The 17,999-nt window shown below is 44.0% G+C and carries 22 protein-coding genes and 1 riboswitch; of the genes, 1 reads left to right on the forward strand and 21 read right to left on the reverse strand.

Translation table 11 applies throughout. The features are described 5' to 3' along the window. Positions 1-35 precede the first annotated feature (35 nt). A riboswitch (Lysine riboswitch) is annotated at positions 36-206 on the reverse strand. A 63-nt stretch (positions 207-269) separates the two neighbouring features. The 21 genes from V1497_RS11165 to V1497_RS11265 all read right to left on the reverse strand — a co-directional run bounded on the left by V1497_RS11165 (position 270) and on the right by V1497_RS11265 (position 17,280). Then, entirely contained in the window at positions 270-1,742 is a 1,473-nt protein-coding gene (locus V1497_RS11165) for a spore germination protein (RefSeq protein WP_349407631.1), read from the reverse strand. Then, positions 1,690-2,298: a stage V sporulation protein AE gene (locus V1497_RS11170; protein ID WP_349407632.1), complete on the reverse strand. Its 609-nt coding sequence runs from the start codon at positions 2,296-2,298 to the stop codon at positions 1,690-1,692. The genes V1497_RS11165 and V1497_RS11170 overlap by 53 nt, the downstream gene beginning before the upstream one ends. 6 nt (positions 2,299-2,304) lie before the next feature. Then, positions 2,305-2,655: a stage V sporulation protein AE gene (spoVAE, locus tag V1497_RS11175; protein ID WP_349407633.1), complete on the reverse strand. Its 351-nt coding sequence runs from the start codon at positions 2,653-2,655 to the stop codon at positions 2,305-2,307. Next, positions 2,655-3,677, reverse strand: coding sequence for a stage V sporulation protein AD (gene spoVAD, locus V1497_RS11180; RefSeq protein WP_349407634.1), 1,023 nt, complete (start codon positions 3,675-3,677; stop codon positions 2,655-2,657). The genes spoVAE and spoVAD overlap by 1 nt, the downstream gene beginning before the upstream one ends. Positions 3,678-3,698: 21 nt before the next feature. Then, positions 3,699-4,148 carry a stage V sporulation protein AC gene (gene spoVAC, locus V1497_RS11185; protein WP_349410805.1) on the reverse strand — a complete coding sequence of 150 codons (450 nt, stop codon included), beginning with the start codon at positions 4,146-4,148 and terminating at the stop codon, positions 3,699-3,701. 56 nt (positions 4,149-4,204) lie between these two features. Further along, the gene (locus V1497_RS11190) at positions 4,205-4,627 is read right to left on the reverse strand and encodes a stage V sporulation protein AB (RefSeq protein WP_349407635.1); all 423 of its coding nucleotides are present in this window, start codon (positions 4,625-4,627) and stop codon (positions 4,205-4,207) included. Beyond that, complete coding sequence (locus V1497_RS11195) at positions 4,617-5,213, reverse strand: stage V sporulation protein AA (protein ID WP_349410806.1); 597 nt, start codon at positions 5,211-5,213, stop codon at positions 4,617-4,619. Before V1497_RS11195 ends, V1497_RS11190 begins: the two co-directional genes overlap by 11 nt. A gap of 182 nt (positions 5,214-5,395) precedes the next feature. Then, entirely contained in the window at positions 5,396-6,154 is a 759-nt protein-coding gene (gene sigF, locus V1497_RS11200) for an RNA polymerase sporulation sigma factor SigF (protein ID WP_349407636.1), read from the reverse strand. 12 nt (positions 6,155-6,166) lie between these two features. Continuing rightward, positions 6,167-6,607 (reverse strand): anti-sigma F factor, encoded by a 441-nt coding sequence (gene spoIIAB, locus V1497_RS11205; protein ID WP_349407637.1) that lies wholly within the window; start codon positions 6,605-6,607, stop codon positions 6,167-6,169. Beyond that, positions 6,607-6,957, reverse strand: coding sequence for an anti-sigma F factor antagonist (spoIIAA, locus tag V1497_RS11210; protein WP_349407638.1), 351 nt, complete (start codon positions 6,955-6,957; stop codon positions 6,607-6,609). Before spoIIAA ends, spoIIAB begins: the two co-directional genes overlap by 1 nt. Positions 6,958-7,082: 125 nt before the next feature. Further along, positions 7,083-8,261 (reverse strand): D-alanyl-D-alanine carboxypeptidase family protein, encoded by a 1,179-nt coding sequence (locus V1497_RS11215; RefSeq protein ID WP_349407639.1) that lies wholly within the window; start codon positions 8,259-8,261, stop codon positions 7,083-7,085. A gap of 283 nt (positions 8,262-8,544) precedes the next feature. Then, a complete protein-coding gene (locus V1497_RS11220) occupies positions 8,545-9,846 on the reverse strand; it encodes a pyrimidine-nucleoside phosphorylase (protein WP_349407640.1) in 1,302 nt (433 codons plus the stop codon). Between the two features lie 18 nt (positions 9,847-9,864). Next, positions 9,865-10,686: a purine-nucleoside phosphorylase gene (locus V1497_RS11225; protein WP_349407641.1), complete on the reverse strand. Its 822-nt coding sequence runs from the start codon at positions 10,684-10,686 to the stop codon at positions 9,865-9,867. 16 nt (positions 10,687-10,702) lie between these two features. After that, positions 10,703-11,521: a purine-nucleoside phosphorylase gene (locus V1497_RS11230; protein WP_349407642.1), complete on the reverse strand. Its 819-nt coding sequence runs from the start codon at positions 11,519-11,521 to the stop codon at positions 10,703-10,705. A 10-nt stretch (positions 11,522-11,531) separates the two neighbouring features. Then, positions 11,532-12,716 (reverse strand): phosphopentomutase, encoded by a 1,185-nt coding sequence (deoB, locus tag V1497_RS11235; RefSeq protein ID WP_349410807.1) that lies wholly within the window; start codon positions 12,714-12,716, stop codon positions 11,532-11,534. Positions 12,717-12,920: 204 nt separating this feature from the next. Continuing rightward, positions 12,921-13,811 carry a site-specific tyrosine recombinase XerD gene (xerD, locus tag V1497_RS11240; RefSeq protein WP_349407643.1) on the reverse strand — a complete coding sequence of 297 codons (891 nt, stop codon included), beginning with the start codon at positions 13,809-13,811 and terminating at the stop codon, positions 12,921-12,923. Positions 13,812-13,828: 17 nt separating this feature from the next. Continuing rightward, a complete protein-coding gene (locus tag V1497_RS11245; RefSeq protein WP_349407644.1) occupies positions 13,829-14,059 on the reverse strand; it encodes a YqzK family protein in 231 nt (76 codons plus the stop codon). A gap of 195 nt (positions 14,060-14,254) precedes the next feature. After that, positions 14,255-14,731, reverse strand: coding sequence for a Fur family transcriptional regulator (locus V1497_RS11250; RefSeq protein ID WP_349407645.1), 477 nt, complete (start codon positions 14,729-14,731; stop codon positions 14,255-14,257). Between the two features lie 113 nt (positions 14,732-14,844). Then, a complete protein-coding gene (gene spoIIM / locus V1497_RS11255; protein WP_349407646.1) occupies positions 14,845-15,495 on the reverse strand; it encodes a stage II sporulation protein M in 651 nt (216 codons plus the stop codon). A gap of 77 nt (positions 15,496-15,572) precedes the next feature. Further along, on the reverse strand, positions 15,573-16,736 hold the full coding sequence (locus V1497_RS11260; protein WP_349407647.1) for an endonuclease Q family protein: 1,164 nt from the start codon (positions 16,734-16,736) through the stop codon (positions 15,573-15,575). 1 nt (position 16,737) lies between these two features. Further along, entirely contained in the window at positions 16,738-17,280 is a 543-nt protein-coding gene (locus V1497_RS11265) for an NUDIX hydrolase (RefSeq protein WP_349407648.1), read from the reverse strand. Positions 17,281-17,380: 100 nt separating this feature from the next. Between V1497_RS11265 and mciZ the strand changes: the two genes are divergently transcribed. Next, entirely contained in the window at positions 17,381-17,521 is a 141-nt protein-coding gene (mciZ, locus tag V1497_RS11270) for a Z-ring formation inhibitor MciZ (protein ID WP_349407649.1), read from the forward strand. Positions 17,522-17,999 lie beyond the last annotated feature (478 nt).

Genomic DNA, 17,999 nt, shown 5'->3' on the forward strand with positions numbered 1-17,999 from the left:
AAGGTACATAAACTGGTTTCAACCGTACCCTCATCAGTTGGAATAGCTCTCCACTACATGTGTAGTGACAGTCCGTTACTTGTTCAGCAACGACCCAGCAATCATAATCGGCATCATGACTACTTCGGCAAATTGACCTTTCTTCGTCCGTCCTGGCACCCCTGCTCGGGACGAGTACTCATTCGCTTTGCGCCTCTACCCCATTACGTTGAATGAGGCATTTATTAAATTATCAATAACTTTAGCATAAACTCAGGCTGGAATCAACTTCAATTTGCTTGTTTTTTCTGATTTTGTGGCCTTACGATACTTGGTCGAACTTTTGATAATGGCACCGACACCCTGACCAGAACTTGTAAAAGGGCTTGTGGATTGAACGGGATGAATGGCCATAAGTATGGTGTATTCAGATTCTTGATGCTGCAAAGTAGGATGATAACCAAAGTCACACCTACCATGAAGCCAGGCACACCGAATATCAAAACGAGTGTAATCATAATCAACCGGACGATCTTGTTGGCTACACCTAATTCATAGCTCGGGGTTGCAAATGAACCGATCGCGGCGAGGGCGACATATAAAATGACCTCAGAAACGAAAAGACCGACATCAATGGCGATTTGGCCGATTAACACAGCAGCGATCAGACCCATTGCCGTTGAAAGGGCCGATGGTGTATGGATGGCGGCCATCCTCAGCACGTCGATGCCGAGCTCCGCAAAGAGGATTTGCAAATAGATCGGGATGTTCGAATCCTTAGTTGGACCGATGAAATCAAGATTAGGCGGTAAAAGGTTCTCGTTCAAGACGAACAAAAGCCATAGAGGCAGCAAGAACACGGAGGTGAGCATTCCACCAAAACGTATCCAGCGCAAGAACGCACCGATCATCGGGGTTTGACGATACTCTTCAGCATGCTGGACATGATGGAAAAAGGTTGTCGGTGTAATGATGACGCTTGGAGATGTATCGACAAAGATCAGAACATGTCCTTCAAGTAAATGCGTAGCCGCGACATCTGGTCTTTCTGTATATCGTACGAGCGGATATGGATTCCAGCCTTGTTTCACGATGAATTCTTCGATCGTCTTATCCGCCATCGGAATCCCATCAATACGGATTTCATCCAATTCCTGCTTGATGGTTTTGATGAGCCCCGGATCAGCGACGTCCTCCAAGTAGGAGATACACACATCCGTTTTGGAACGATCACCGATTTGGACAATCTCATTACGCAGCCTTTCATCCCTAAGACGTCTCCTTGTCAGAGCCGTATTCTCGACGATGTTTTCTGTATACCCATCACGAGCACCACGCACGACTTTTTCGACATCCGGCTCTTGCGGCGTACGACCAGGGTAACTTCTGACATCCACAATGAAGCCTTCATCATTGCCATCAATCAATACAGCAATAAGTCCTGATAAAACGCGATCAATCACCTCGTCCAAGTTCTTGGCAGTTGAAACCTGTTGGTGGGCAAGATGATTTTTGATGATGTCCTTCGCTTTGGTCGTTGATCTGTAGTCCGTATTCATGACCAGTAATTCTTTAAGGAGCATGATGATGTACTCACTGTCACAAAGACCTGTACAGTAATAGACATGAACTTCCTTGTTCAGAAGGTTCATCTTACGGACACCTACATCGAAGCTTTTTCCTATGCCGATTTTCTCTTTCAAGAATTCCTCATTGTCGGTGATTTTCTTCTTGATCGGTGTTTCTTCTTTTTGAGGATGCATGATGATCACTCCTTTCTAAGATGAGTTCAATCGCTTGCTTCGTAATCGGAGCTCCCCGTTCAGCATGGTCAATTCCTGCCATTTTACCGATATCACCAACTCCGACAATGTAAGGAATATCAAGTTCATCCAGAATATAGACGGTATCTCCATCCAAACGGCCAAATTCCATATCCGGTAATCCGCTTTTGTCTACACCATAGGCTGACAACTCACCGAATCGGTCAATGCTGACGTCCACTTTTGTCCACTCGGCCAGGTGCGTTTTAGAAGCGACCGCAATCGCCCCTAAGACCTCTACTTCAGGATGGTTACAGACGACTCGCATCGCACGTTCACCTGGTCCTTCCCCTCGATATCCGCAATCATCGAACATGACGAGGACAGGATCATAAGGAGTGGAAAGAATCAAAGAAACAAGCTCCTCACCTGTCAGCTTTGACGGATTGCCCCATGAGTGGGAAATACAGCGACCGCCGATTTCCTTGGCAACATGCTCGACAGCCTTCAAAGCATAGAGATCTCCATCTGTAATCAAGATGACTCGTTTTTTCATATTAGATCATCCTTTAGGTTTGAACAGCACGGCAACGATAAATCCGAATAAGATGGCTGAGGAAATACCGGCTGATGTAAGCTGGAAGATCCCCATGGCGATACCGATAAAGCCGTGGTCCTCCGCTTCAGCCATCGCCCCATGCAGAAGGGAATGACCGAAACTTGTTATAGGTACTGTCGCACCTGCACCTGCGAATTGAATCAATTTATCATACAACCCAAATCCATCAAGGCAAGCACCTGCGACTACAAAACCTGACGTAAGGTGAGCAGGGGTGATAGGAAAGAAATCCAATAATAACTGACCGATCAGGCAAATCAGTCCGCCTACGACAAATGCGATAAGATATTCCATTATGAATTCCCTCCTCCGTTTGCAGCTTCAAGTACGACACCATGAGCGATTGTCGGAATCGTTTCCTTTTGCTGGATCATGATCGGATTCATCAACGCACCTGTCGCAACTACGAAAATCCGTTTTAAGTTACCTGCAGCAACTTCCTTCAACAAATGTCCATAGGTGACGACAGCTGAGCAGGCACAACCGCTTCCTCCTGCAAAAACAGGCTGGTCTGGCCGATAGACAAGTAAACCGCAATCCTGATGATTGGAGGAGATGTCATAGTTCTGTTCTTGTAAAAGCTGTAACAAGATCGGGGAGCCGACAGCTGAAAGATCTCCGGTTACGATCATGTCATAGTCGCCAGGTTTTGATCCTGTATCTTTAAAATGAGTTGCAATCGTATCAGCAGCTGCAGGAGCCATGGCTGAACCCATATCAAACGGATCGGAAATGCCCAAATCCATCACGCGCCCGATTGTGGCAGAAGTGATTTTTATTGGTGACGGCGTTGTTCCAACGATAGAGGCTCCTGCACCGGTGACCGTGTAGGTGGCAGAATCGGGTTTCTGTCCACCGTATTCAGTAGGGTAACGGAATTGTCTTTCCGCTGTAGCATTATGACTACTCACCGCTGTAAGGACGTTGTTGGCAAATTCTCCATCGATCAAAGCGGAAGCAACCGCTAATGTCTCCATGGATGTCGAACACGCACCAAACATACCAAGGAAGGGAATCTGGGTTTGACGTGCAGTATAATTCGCAATGACTGTCTGATTGATCAAATCACCAGATAGGAACAAATCCATATCGGACGGTTGTTTGTTCGCCTTTTGCAAGCAAATGTCGACCGCCTGCTCCATCAGATGCCGCTCAGCAAGCTCCCAATTGTCCTGTCCGCAATGAAGCTCATCGAACGTCAGATCAAATTTATCGCCTAATGGCCCAGCAGCTTCTTCAGGTCCAACAACAGCTGCTGAAGCGTTGATATATAATTGTTTTGAAAACGTCCACGTTTGTTTTCCAGTTAACTTCAAGGTTGAACAACCTCCATAGACTTAAAAGAATAGTTTAACCAAATAACGAATCATACCAATGACGTAGGCTGACACAGCTCCAAAAACGATGACAGCACCAGCTAATTTGAACAGGTTGGTTGCCACACCTAGGACAATTCCTTCACTCTTGTGCTCTAATGCTGCACTCGTGACCGCATTGGCAAACCCTGTGACAGGAACGATGGAACCTGCACCGCCAAATTGACCGATTTTATCATAAACACCAAAACCGGTAAGAAGCGCAGCAATTAAAATGAGGGTAGCGACCGTCGGGTTACCCGCTGTTTTTTCTGTAAAATTGAAGAAGGTAATATAGAAATTCGAGATTCCTTGACCAATCATACAGATGAACCCACCAACCATAAATGCTTTAAAAGCATTGAATACATAAGGAGGTTTCGGTTGTAACGGTTTGATTTTTTCCTTATAGGCTTGCTGTTCCGGCGTCAACTTATTCTTTGCCAAGCCGCTTCAACTCCTTTTTCTGATTCATGTCAATTCGTTCCTTACAAATGAACGAAGAAAATCCAATGGAAGAGGGACCCTACCACTTTTCCGAAGAGAATCGCCATCAAGAGGACCAGAACTTGTTCTTTAAATCCGACTCGCTTCATCAGAATGGGAAGGACATTCAGCACTTCCGTCAATGCTGCCGCAAGCATCCCGACAAACGTTCCACTTGCAAGGCCGATAGGGATTAGAATCAAAGGACTGCTCGATATCGTTAGATCACGTAAACCGAACCAGCTTGAAACCAATACCCCTAGAATGATACTCATTTCATAACTTCTTAGCTTGGAGTAGGTTTTGGAAATTTGCATGAGCCTTGGCAAAATCCCAAATACGGTCAGAATCGCCACGAATCCAGCTCCTACTGCCAGTCCTCCGCCAAATCCGATCAACATTACACTCAAAATTTTAATCGTCATGGGCTTTCTTCTCATTCTCTTTGTTTTCATTCAGAATCACGTATTGGTCAAGGTCCTGCTGATAGTTGAACATTTCGACTTCAAGGGGGCTCGGTTCTTCGTTGAAACGCTTTTTGAAGATATGATTGAAAAACAATACCATCCCGAAGCCTAGCCCTAATGAGTATGGAATCTGCAACAATAACGGGTAAGCATTTTCATGACCAGTAACGAGATAGTATATCTTCTGGTGCACTTCTTGCATACTTACATCTTCATGGAAATTCATGATGGCTAAAGCTGCCCCGATGAATAACAACATCCAGACGATGATGAAGTAAACGCCAGTAATGCTGTTCTTGCCATATTGCACTTCTACGATCGTCTGGGAGGAACCGATCGGCTGAATGTCAACCTCCGGAAATCGATTACGGATCGTTTTTAGAACTTTCATAAGATCGATGATGACGATCGTCTTGTCTTGAATCGTAATCTTATGAATGATGATTCCACCTATTTGTTCAACAATCTCTTCAGGTCCTACGAGTTGGGCGAGGTCTTTGATCCGAACTGTTTGATCTGGAGAAACGAGCAGCTTATGTCGCATACGAAGGTACACCGTTTCTGCGTCCAAAGTTAATCCCCCTTATGCCAATTCGTTTATATGTAGTATGTTTCTTCCAAACCTGTATCATTCTGTCCACCTTAGTTCTCCAACAATTTCCTATTTCGTTCTGTCAGCTTTTTTCGAGGATTTCTGTAAAACGATAAAAAACCCAAACGGACGATTCATTCGTCCATTTGGGTTTTCATTTCCTTCAATATTTTCTTTTCGAGCCTTGAGACCTGGACCTGTGAAATCCCTAATCTAGAGGCGACTTCGGATTGAGTCTGATCCTTGAAATACCTTAAGTAGACGATCAGCCTTTCCCGTTCATTCAATGTTTGGATTGCTTCACGTAAGGCAATCTGATCAAACCATTTCGACTCATCTTGATCCGAGATTTGATCGAGCAATGTGATCGGATCCCCATCGTTTTCGAAAACCGTCTCATGAATCGAAGATGGTGCCCTTACAGCTTCCTGCGCCATGACGACTTCTTCAGGGCTGATTTCGAGTCGGGTGGCAATCTCATTTACCGTAGGGTTTCTTCCAAGGTCTTTGGATAGTTCATCCTTCATCTTCCGTACCTTGTTCCCAAGCTCCTTCAGAGAGCGACTGACTTTGACCGTGCCATCATCCCGGATGAACCGTTGGATTTCGCCGATGATCATCGGGACAGCATAAGTGGAGAATTTTACGTCATAACTAAGATCGAATTTATCAACTGACTTGAGCAGACCGATGCTGCCGATTTGAAAGAGGTCATCCGGTTCATAGCCTCTGTTCAAAAAGCGTTGTACAACAGACCAAACAAGGCGCATGTTCTTTTCGACAATCGTATCGCGCGCTACCTGGTCGCCGTCCTGACTTCGTTGGATAAGCTCTTTCATTTCCTTGTCATTCAGGTACGTGTTCTTATTATCTTGTTTGACGTCCAAATCCATAGGCTGAGCTCCTTAATTACAAAGCGCTTTATGATTTGATAGGAACTTTTTCAAGCGAATCGTGGTGCCGAAGGATTTTTCTGTTTCAATTTCAATCTGGTCCATGAAGTTCTCCATGATGGTGAAGCCCATGCCAGACCGTTCCAACTCAGGCTTTGTAGTATATAATGGTTGTCGTGCTTCATCCAAGTTCGGAATTCCGATCCCTTCATCGCGAATCACAACTTCAACACATCCCTCATCAAGCCGACATTCAATATAAACCATGCCATGTTCATCATTTTCATATCCATGAATGATGGCGTTCGTTACCGCTTCTGATACCACTGTCTTGATTTCTGTCAGTTCATCGACAGTCGGGTCAAGCTGGGCAATGAATGCAGCAACGGTTACACGAGCAAACGATTCGTTTTCACTTTTTGCAGAGAACTCCATCTTCATCACATTTTTCATTATGCCACCCCCAGCGTGTTCAGTGCTTCTTGTTCATTTTCCTCTAGACGGATGATTTTGAACAGCCCTGACATTTCAAACAGTCTTTTTACAGAAGGGGAGATCGAGCATACAACCATTTCTCCGCCTTGACTTTTAATCAACTTATAACGACCAAGGATTACACCTAATCCTGAGCTATCCATAAAAGACAAGGCTTCCAAATTCAATATAATGTCGTGGATCTGATTCTCTTCGATGGTCTGATCGACTTCTGCTCTCAACTGTGCCGCTGTATGGTGGTCTAAGTCACCGGATAATCGGATACATAATACACGGTCTCTCACTTCGAGTTTCACACTAAGACTCACTTACCTCTCCTCCTTCTTCTGGGTAGTGAGTCTATTCGATACCGCTACAATTGAATCCTTCCCGGTGACAAAACTAGTGTCGAATCGATGTTAAATGTGTTTATTTGCAGTTCTATTACCTACTGTCACGGTGTTTGTGAAAATTTACCGACTGTACGCTTGAACAGCCCCCACCAGTTGGCAGATTGGACATTTTCAGAAGCGACAAGTGCTGATTCCGTCAATGTTTTTCCATTGTTCTTCACAACCAATGTTCCGAGACGGTCACCTTTTTCAATCGGCATTTTGATGTTTTTCTTCACTTTAATTTCAGTATGAAGCTTAAGTTTCTTTTCACCTTTTTTCATTAAAATCGAAATCGGCTCGGATGTCGCCATTTGGACGGTTTTACTATCACCTTTTGGCACATCAATCGTTTCAATCATCTGATGGCGGTCGTATAGTTTTTGTGTGGCGTAATTCGCAAATGCGTAGTCAAGCATCTGTGTGACTTGGGCATTCCGCTCTTTTGTCGTCGGTGCCCCCATGACTACAGCAATGACACGCATCCCATTCTTTTTCGCAGTTGCTGTCAGGCAATATTTCGCTTCATGGGTGTAACCTGTTTTCAAGCCGTCAACACCTGGATAGAACTTCACCAGCTTATTCGTATTAACGAGCCAGAATTTCTTGTCAGTGTTCTCACGAAGATAATCCTCGTATTTACCTGTGTATTTTGTGATCTGTTCATATTTCAGCAGTTCCTTCGCCATAAGCGCCATGTCCCTGGCTGTACTGTAGTGCTCTTTACCAGGAAGTCCGGTTGCATTTTCAAAGTTTGTATTCTTGAGACCGAGTTGCTTTGCTTTCTCATTCATCATGTTGACAAAAGCATCGTTTGTGCCAGCGATATGTTCACCGAGCGCCACAGAAGCATCGTTACCCGATGCTAGTGCGATACCCTTCAGCATCTCTTCGACCGTCATTTCCTCGCCGGCCTCTAAAAAGATTTGCGAGCCTCCCATTGAAGCTGCGTATTCACTCGTACGCACTTTGTCCTTCATATTGATTTTGCCTTTATGTAAGGCTTCCATCACGAGGATCATCGTCATTATTTTAGTCATACTTGCTGGAGGAAGCTTTTCATCAGCATTTTTATCAAATAAGACACTGCCCGTGTCCCTTTCAATCAAAATGGCAGAAGATGCATTGTTTGCAAGTGAGTTGACCGTTACATGATCTTCATTTTCGTTCGCAAATGCAGCTGGTGAAACCATTGTAAAAGCGATCACAGCCGCGAGTATACTTGAAAAAATACGTTTCATGGCATAATCCCTCCATTCTTATTATTCTTATATTTTCCAATTTTGGAGAGTTTATACTTCGTTGATGTGAATGGGACTTGTTTGATGCTTGATTGTGGGAGGGGAATTCCTGAAAAATGAGGAGGAATTCCTGAAATTTTGGGGTTATTCTTTGGATCGGGAGCGGAATCCCTGAAAAATGCCTGTAAATTCCTGAAATACAGCAATAATTCCGGAATTCACCACTTTCTTACTATAAAAAAATGCCCTGGAGCGAAAGCTCAGGGCATCTCATTTATTGAGTTTACATAATTTCTTTATAGACAAGTGGTGGTGCGTCCACTTTTTCAGCTGAAATCGTGTAGGATTCACGCAGCTTTTTCAATACATTGTCTACGTTTTCCTGGTTGCTGTGGATTGTAGCAAGTGCTTCGCCTTTCTTCACTTCATCTCCAACTTTCTTATGGAGGACGATTCCGACAGCCAGGTCGATTTCAGATTCTTTCGTTGCACGACCGGCACCTAACCACATCGCAGCTGTACCGACTTCGTTCGCAACAATTTCAGAAACGAATCCGTCTTGGTCTGCTTCAAACGGGATCTGGTACTTCGCTTGCGGCATTTTGCTTGGATCGTCAATGACAGATGCGTCGCCACCTTGCGCTTCCAAGAATATCTTGAACGTTTCTACTGCTTTACCGTTCTCCATCACTTCAAGCAGCATTTTACGTGCTTCTTCTTTCGTTTCTGCTTTTCCAGCAAGCATGACCATGAATTGGCCGAGCGTGAGGCAAAGCTCTTCCAAGTCTTTTGGTCCATTACCACGTAACGTATCCGCTGCTTCTTTCACCTCTAGTGCATTTCCGATCGCAAAGCCAAGTGGTTGGCTCATGTCAGAGATGACTGCCATCGTGTTACGGCCGACGTTGTTTCCGATTTTAACCATAGCATTCGCAAGTTCTTCTGCTTGCTCGACTTCTGTCATGAACGCGCCTGCGCCTGTTTTGACGTCAAGCACGATTGCATCAGCACCTGCTGCAATCTTTTTACTCATGATGGAGCTCGCAATCAACGGGATCGAGTTGACTGTACCCGTTACGTCGCGAAGTCCGTACAGCTTTTTGTCTGCAGGTGTCAAGTTTCCACTTTGCCCGATGACAGCAATTTTATTTTTATTGACGAGGTCGACGAATTCGTCTTTATCAAGCTCGACGTGGAAGCCTGGAACAGCTTCAAGCTTATCGATCGTTCCACCTGTGTGTCCGAGACCACGTCCAGACATCTTAGCAACTGGAACGCCGAGAGCCGCAACCAATGGTGCTAGGACGAGTGTTGTCGTATCGCCTACACCGCCTGTTGAATGCTTGTCGACCTTGATGCCTTCAATAGCAGAAAGGTCGATCTGATCGCCGGACTCCACGATTGCCATCGTGAAATTCGCACGCTCATCCTCTGTCATATCGGTAAAATAGATCGCCATTGCTAAAGCGGACATTTGATAGTCTGGGATTTCCCCATTCGTATAGCCGTTGATGATATAGTCGATCTCTTGTTTAGAGAGTTCTTGTCCATTTCGTTTTTTCTCGATTAAATCTACCATTCTCATGCGTAATCATTCCTTGTTTTAAACTTTATCAATAACCGAACGTAACAATTGCTTGAATGTCGGCTTCGTACGGTTCGCCACTTCGACGACTTGTTCATGGGTCAACGGTTCCAATTCTTCTGCAATCGCCATATCCGTGATACATGAAATTCCGATCGTTTTCATGTCCATATGACGTGCGACGATTACTTCAGGGACTGTTGACATGCCGACTGTATCTGCACCAAGTGTACGCAGCATCTTCAACTCAGCACGTGTCATGTAGGTTGGTCCGCTAATAGAAGCATATACACCTTTTTGCAAGTTGATTCCGTGCTCTTTGCCTACGTTTTCAACTAGTTCGATCAATTCAGGCGTATACGCCGTACTCATATCAGGGAAGCGTGGTCCGAGTTCTTTATCGTTCGGTCCAATCAATGGGTTTGCGCCAGTCAGGTTCAAGTGATCTTCAATGATCATCAAGTCTCCTGCTTTGAATTCAGGGTTCATACCGCCGCACGCATTCGTGACGATGATTTGCTCGACTCCTAATCCCTTCATTACACGGACAGGGAAAGTGACCTCCTGCATCGTATACCCTTCATAAAAGTGGAAACGGCCTTGCATCGCAACAACCGTCTTACCGCTCATTTCACCGATGACCAATTTCCCTGCATGTCCTTCGACCGTCGATACTGGGAAATGGGGAATATCCGCATAATCAATGGATGTTGCGTTTTCAATTTCATCGGCAAAATCACCAAGACCGGAACCTAAGATAAGTCCGATCGTCGGCTCTTGGTCTGTAAACGTATGGATTTTGGCTACTGATTCGTTTATTTGATCCATTAGGTTTGACATCTATATCCCCCTCTGTTTACATGCTTTTGACAACTTGTTGGACGAGATCCATAAAGTTGGCTTTTACTTTTTCAGTCGTTTCAATGACTTCATCATGCGTAAGTGGTTGGTCAAGGATTCCAGCAGCCATATTGGAAATGCAAGAAATCCCTAGAACTTCCATACCGCTATGTCGCGCGATGATGACCTCAGGTACAGTGGACATGCCAACTGCATCTCCACCCATCGTACGAAGCATTCGGACTTCTGCTGGTGTCTCATAAGAAGGGCCGGAGTTGGCAATGTAAACACCTTCTTGCATCTTCACACCAAGATCTCCAGCTACTTGCTTCGCAATGCCTTGCAAGCGTTCTGAATAAGCATCAGACATGTCAGGGAAACGAACACCGAGATTGTTATCGTTTGGTCCGATCAACGGGTTGTCTCCAGTATTATTAATATGATCAGTAATCAGCATCAAGTCACCAGCATCAAAGTTTTCATTGATACCACCAGCTGCGTTCGTTACGAGCAGCTGCTCAACTCCGATTTCTTTCATTACACGTACAGGGAATGTCACCTTTTGCATGGAGTACCCTTCGTAATAATGGAAGCGGCCTTTCATTGCGACGACGGTTTTACCGGATATCGTACCAACGACGAGTTCTCCAGCATGACCTTCTACAGTGGAGACCGGGAAGTTCGGAATATCCGAATAAGGGAATGAAACCGGGTTTTCAATTTTATCAGCCAAAACACCCAGGCCTGATCCGAGAATCAGACCTACCGTCGGCTTAGCATCGATTTTCTCAGTGATGTATTTGGCAGCTTGTTGTATGGATTCCTTTTGACTCATGTTTCTCCTCCTAAGACAATTTCTCTAAAATGCTTTTTCCGTGTTCAGGTGCCTTAATCTTGAAATTATCTGCAATCGTTGCACCGATATCTGCAAAGGTCTTGCTTGTAGGAAGCTCTTTCCCTACTTCAATCCCTTTATGATACGCAAGTAGTGGTACATATTCTCTCGTATGATCTGTACCATGGTGGACCGGGTCGTTTCCATGGTCAGCTGTAATCAACAACAGATCATCGTCTCGAAGCTTTTCTAAAAGCTCAGGTAGACGCTCATCATATTCCTCCAACGCTTCTCCGTACCCAATCGGATCACGACGATGTCCGAACTTGGCATCGAAATCAACAAGGTTCAAGAAGCTGATTCCTGTGAAATCACGATCCGTCGTCTTGATGATCTGATCCATTCCGTCCATGTTAGATGTCGTACGAATTGCGTCAGTCACACCTTCGCCATCATAAATATCGGAGATCTTCCCGATCGCGATGACATCATAATCGGCATCCTTCAACTCGTTCATGACTGTTCGTCCGAACGGTTTCAGTGCATAGTCATGTCTGTTGTGTGTACGTTCGAATTCACCAGGCTTGCCGATGAATGGACGTGCAATCACGCGTCCAACCATGTACTTCTCATCCAGGGTCATTTCTCGCGCCAACTTACAAATTTCATACTGTTCTTCGATTGGAATGATGTCTTCGTGAGCTGCGATTTGAAGAACAGAGTCAGCAGATGTATACACGATCAATGCTCCTGTTTCCATGTGCTCTTCACCGAGCTCATCGAGGATTTCAGTACCGGAAGCCGGTTTGTTTCCGATCACTTTACGACCCGTCTTCTCTTCCAATTGTTGAATGAGTTCGTCCGGGAATCCATCAGGAAACGTCTTGAATGGGTTTTCAATATAAAGCCCCATGATTTCCCAATGACCTGTCATCGTGTCTTTCCCATTGGACGCCTCTTCCATCTTGCCGTAATGCGCCATTGGCTTTTCTGCCTTTTCAATGCCCTGGATTTCACGGATGTTGCTCAATCCGAGCTTACCCATATTCGGCATGTTCAGGCCGTTCATCTTTTCTGCTATATGTCCGAGTGTATCCGCCCCGACGTCATTGAATTTCTCAGCATCAGGTGCTTCTCCAATTCCTACAGAATCCATTACAATGAGAAACACACGTTTGAATTTTGGATCCGTCATCATAAGTCTCCTCCCTAATTTGCACACTATTTAATACCATTTCCAGCGAAACGGTCTACCAAACAACAGATCAAAAAGGTCAGAAGTCTGACCTCTATTCGTATTCGTAAAGTGCCCTTTATCCTCTCTCTTAACCGTGGAATAAGGACACTTTTTTGAGTGTATCATTTTTTTTATCACAGCGCACGTTATTTTATGCACGCTTTACGCTCTTGGATGGTATGTGGAATAAACATCCTTCAATCGCGTCTTCGTTACATGGGTATAAATCTGAGTCGTTGATATATCAACATGACCGAGCAGCTCTTGTACCGCTCTCAAGTCTGCACCGTTTTCGAGCAAATGCGTAGCGAATGAATGCCTCAACGTATGTGGGGTCAGCTCTTTCTCGATTTTCGCCTGAAGGGCGAGTTTCTTTAAGATCTTCCAAAACCCTTGCCTGCTTAACCGGTTCCCATGATGATTCAGAAACAACGCTTCCGATGTCTTCCTTTTCAACAGCTTCCCACGAGCTTCCTCAATGTATGTTTTTAGGGCTTCACCGGCAATCCTCCCGATCGGGACAATCCGTTCCTTACCCCCTTTCCCATGACATTGTATGAAACCCATCGTCAAGTGAGCATCTGACAGATCCAACTGTATCATTTCTGAAACCCGGATGCCCGTTGCATATAACAGCTCAATCATCGCCCGGTCCCGAATGCCAAATGGCGTCTTCGTTTCCGGTGCTTCCATCAAACGGTCCACTTCACTCGTCGAAAGGATCTTTGGAAGTCGTTTTTCTGTTTTCGGTGTTTCAATATGAACAGATGGATCTTGATCTGTGACCTTTTCTCTTATCAAAAACTGGTGGAAGGACCGGATCGCTGCAACCGTGCGGGCAATCGTCGACGGTGCTTTTCCAGCATCCTTCATATGATAGAGATATTGCATGATATCATTTCTTCTGATTGTATCGTATTCTTGATGGTTCAGCTCTTTATGTAAAAATGTCGTGTATTGTCTTAAATCTCTTTTATAAGATTGTAATGTATTGTCAGCTAAGCCTCTTTCTACTGTGAGAAAGTGCAAATAATCATGTACTTCATCCATCATGAAGCAACCGCTCCTTCTTATTCGCCGATTTCATAAAATAGCTGAAGACGGTCGATCCAGTTCATTTCCTCTTTTTCATAAAATGCCTCAAACACTTTTACGGCCCGTCCTTCAGGTTCATCATATTTGTGATAATCCTGATACTCTTCATTTAACCATAAAAGTGCATAATAAAACAGAAGGGTACAGCAAATAAAAGCGAAAAATACTTTGATGGTACTCCAAGCCACTTTTAACAAAGAAATCATAGGAAAGAGCCTCCCAGTTTGTCCTTTTTACAGGATATGCCTGCATTTCCCCAATATATACGTAGAAAATGGGACTTGGAGGGTTTCCTCGCTTACATTTTTAAATACCTGTTTACTTCCAAAGCTTTCTACACAAAAATAGAAGAGCTGATCCAATAAAAACTCGAATCACTCTTCAACGTCATTTTAGGTATTTTATTTCGTAGTCACTTTTTCTTCTGACTTGGATTCCGATTTCTCATGGCATCGATGACATATCCCATGGAACGTCAACCGATGATCCTTCACCTTGAAATTCCAGTCTCTTTCAACAATCTGTTCGACATCTCCAAGGAGATCCTCCTGAATCTCATCCACTGCACCACATTCAATACATACGAGATGATGATGAAAATGATCTGCGCCTTCTTTGCGGAGATCATATCTGGATACCCCATCGCCAAAGTTGATTTTATCGACTATCTTCAATTCCGTCAGGAGTTCCAGAGTCCGATAAACGGTAGCAAGCCCAATTTCAGGGGCCTTATCCTTGACGAGAAGGTATACATCTTCTGCACTCAAATGATCTTCTTCTCTTTCTAAAAGGACTCTGACAGTCGCTTCACGCTGGGGGGTTAATTTATAGCTTTGAGAATGGAGCTGTTTTTTAATGCTTTCAATACGATTTTCCACGAAGAACCCTCCCACACTATATGTATAGTATCATTATAAGCGTGGGGCAAATGGGTGTCAAATTATAATAATTTTAATGTGTATTTTAGAATAATTATAATTAAAGCTCTTTTCTAATTGAAAATACCGATCGTCGTCTTAATCAAGGAAGGCGATAAAAACGCTTCAATAAAAGACGCACAGGCTACAAGGATCATGATGATAACGACTGTCATCGTGTACCTGAATAATAAAGGCATCAACGGTGTTTTCATCCTATTTGAGAATTGAGCCTTGATCAGAGTCATGGAAATCGCAACTGCTGCGGTGGTGACCAGGACAAATGCAGGTATCAGAATCAGATTCTGTGGCAGGACTGAAACGAAAGATAAAAGAAAGCCTTGCCAGCCCATCTGATTAACGAGAAATCCTACTGTAAAACCGACCACCATCCCCTTAAGAAAGAGGAGAACAAGGATGACTGGAACACCGATGATGGATAGACCCAACAGCCAGATCAGCCCCATGTATTTCAAATAATGAAAGAAGCTCTGGGCGAACATGGCAGCAGCACTTGCCATATCCCCTTCTGAAACTTGTCCGAAAAAACGATTCAAATAATGGAACAGGTCTTGCTTCTGCATCAAACTTAGGCTGTTTACAATCACCGCTCCAAAAACAATCCCCATCATTAACAGAACAACAGTAAAGGTATATATGGATGAATGTTCTTGCACGTGTTGTGCTAAGGAACGTTTCATCGTCATCGTAAGCCTGGGCTCCATCCTAGCGCCTCCCTCATCATATCTCTTACTTTATCTTATGAGAGAGTTCATAGAGTATGACCACATGATTGAATCTATCATTTTAATCGACCGTATACACCACCGCCACCCGGTTCAAAGGCTAGTTCACCTGATCTGGATCGAATGATGGATTCTACTATTTTAGGTGATAGATACCTTTCAAGCTCTTCTTCCTCCACGTTATGAATTATGTTCATATCTGTTTTGAATTGTTTTCTCAGCTTCGCCAACGTATGAGGTCCAATGCCTGGAATGTATTCCAACGGAACATGGTGGATGTATGCTGGACGTTCTTTTGAATCGAATGGAGCTGTGGTCCCTAGTTCCTTAACCCGGTTCACGACACCTTTTACAATCCGTCCTTTTTCACAGGTTTGGCACTTGACCGGAGTGATTTGATAGGAGGTTCCGCACTTTACACATCGCGTTTCGTAATATTTCCCAAGCTGAGGATGCAGTCCGAAGTTCCGAGTGATTTTTCGCCCCTCTAATCCTTTCAGAGCTAAACCTATCTCTTTAAAACTATCCTCTTTCAATTGAAAACACTGGTATTCACGACCAATCTTTTCTAAGGAATGGGCATCTGAGTTTGATAGGTAAGTAAACCGATGGAGCTCACTGATCTGATCTGCCATTTTGGTATCGGCACTCAAGCCTAATTCGATCGCATCAATCAAATCTGGATCGAATACTTCCTTCATTGACCTTTGCACACCTTTACCGTACATGCTCTTAAAAGGGGGAAAAGCATGAGCAATGACAAAAAGCCCCCCGAGCTCGTTGACTTTCGTTTGCAATTCGGTTGCTGTTCCGTAATATCGCTGTGAGGATAAGTTGATATTGGTCGTCCGTTCACTTAGCCAGTCACTAAAATGTTTCATCCTATTGAAATAAGGAAAATATACCAATACATGTATAGGCCCTGAACAATGATCATCATAGATTTCGATTTCTGAACCTAAGATGACTGTCCCGTTTTGATACATAAGCCCGCCATCTGCATGTTCTTCCAGTTCTCCCCGGAAAATCAATTCCTGTATCTCATCCAAGACGGCAGGTACATGGCAATCGATGATTCCAAGGATATCCATCCCCTTCACCTTCACAGCATGATGGATCACCTCTTGGAGCGTTAAATGCTTTGAAGCACTGATTTTTACCGGATCCCCATTTTTCGTTCGACCGATATGAACATGGAGATCAGCAAATAAACATTCCATATTAATCAACCATCTTTTTTAATTGAAGGTACTGGACGGCAAACGCTGTCTTTGCATCATAGATTTTTTGATTCTTTACCATTTCAGACGCTTCTTCCAATGATACCTCAATGGTTTCTACGAATTCATCTTGATCCAAGTGTTCCGTTCCCGCCTCCAACGAATCTGTGTAATAAATATGAATGAGCTCATCAGCAAACCCAGGTGAAGTATAAAACGACTGGACGTAGGTAAGCTTGTCAGTCCGATAGCCTGTTTCTTCTTCAAGCTCCCTGATGGCACAGGTTTCAGGGGATTCACCTTTTTCAAGCTTCCCAGCTGGTATCTCGATGATTTCCCGATTGAGCGGTTTTCTGTATTGTCTTACGAGGACGATTTTATCTTCAGGTGTGACTGCTATGACCGCAACGGCTCCCGGGTGTTTGACGACCTCCCGTTGTGATGTTCTTCCGTCCGGCAGCTCGACATCCTCTATATGAAGGTCAATAATTCTTCCGCTATAAACGACTTTCGAATCAATCATCTTCTCTTCCAAACGTTTCATTGTCCATAACTCCTTGTACTAATTATCGTCATTCTTACATAAAGTCTATCATACACGATCATCCTAAACCTACTATCGAAAAAATGGAGGGGATTGGATTTTGAAGGTCTATCTGCAGCAAAATAGCGTCACACTTGTAGGAAAAGCATGGCAGATCAAATACATGCTTAAGAAATATATGAATGAGTATACTACCGTTCAAGACTGGATCGATGGAAAACAAAAGCGTGAAAAAGCGTAGAACCAGTGGCTTGTAGAGGAACCTTATGTTTCTTTACAAGCTTTTTTATTGCTGTTTCATGGGATTCCACTCGCCTTTTTGGGATTCTAACCTCTTAAACTGTGTATGAGGTGTTCATTTTCCTCTATCCTCATTTTCGGCACCTCATAGACTCCGTTTGAGGTGCTCTTTTTCCTCTTTCCTCATTTTTAACACCTCATAGACTCCGTTTGAGATGCTCTTTTTCCTCTTTCCTCATTTTCGGCACCTCATAGACTTCGTTTGAGGTGCTCTTTTTCCTCTTTCCTCATTTTTAACACCTCATAGACTCCGTTTGAGGTGTTCATTTTCTTCTATCCTCATTTTCGGCACCTCATAGACTTCGTTTGAGGTGCTCTTTTTCCTCTTTCCTCATTTTCGGCACCTCATAGACTCCGTTTGAGGTGCTCTTTTTCCTCTTTTCTCATGTTCGGCACCTCATAGACTCCGTTTGGGATGC

It is taken from the genome of Pseudalkalibacillus sp. SCS-8 (genome assembly GCF_040126055.1).
In the GTDB taxonomy this organism is placed as follows: domain Bacteria; phylum Bacillota; class Bacilli; order Bacillales; family Fictibacillaceae; genus Pseudalkalibacillus; species Pseudalkalibacillus nanhaiensis.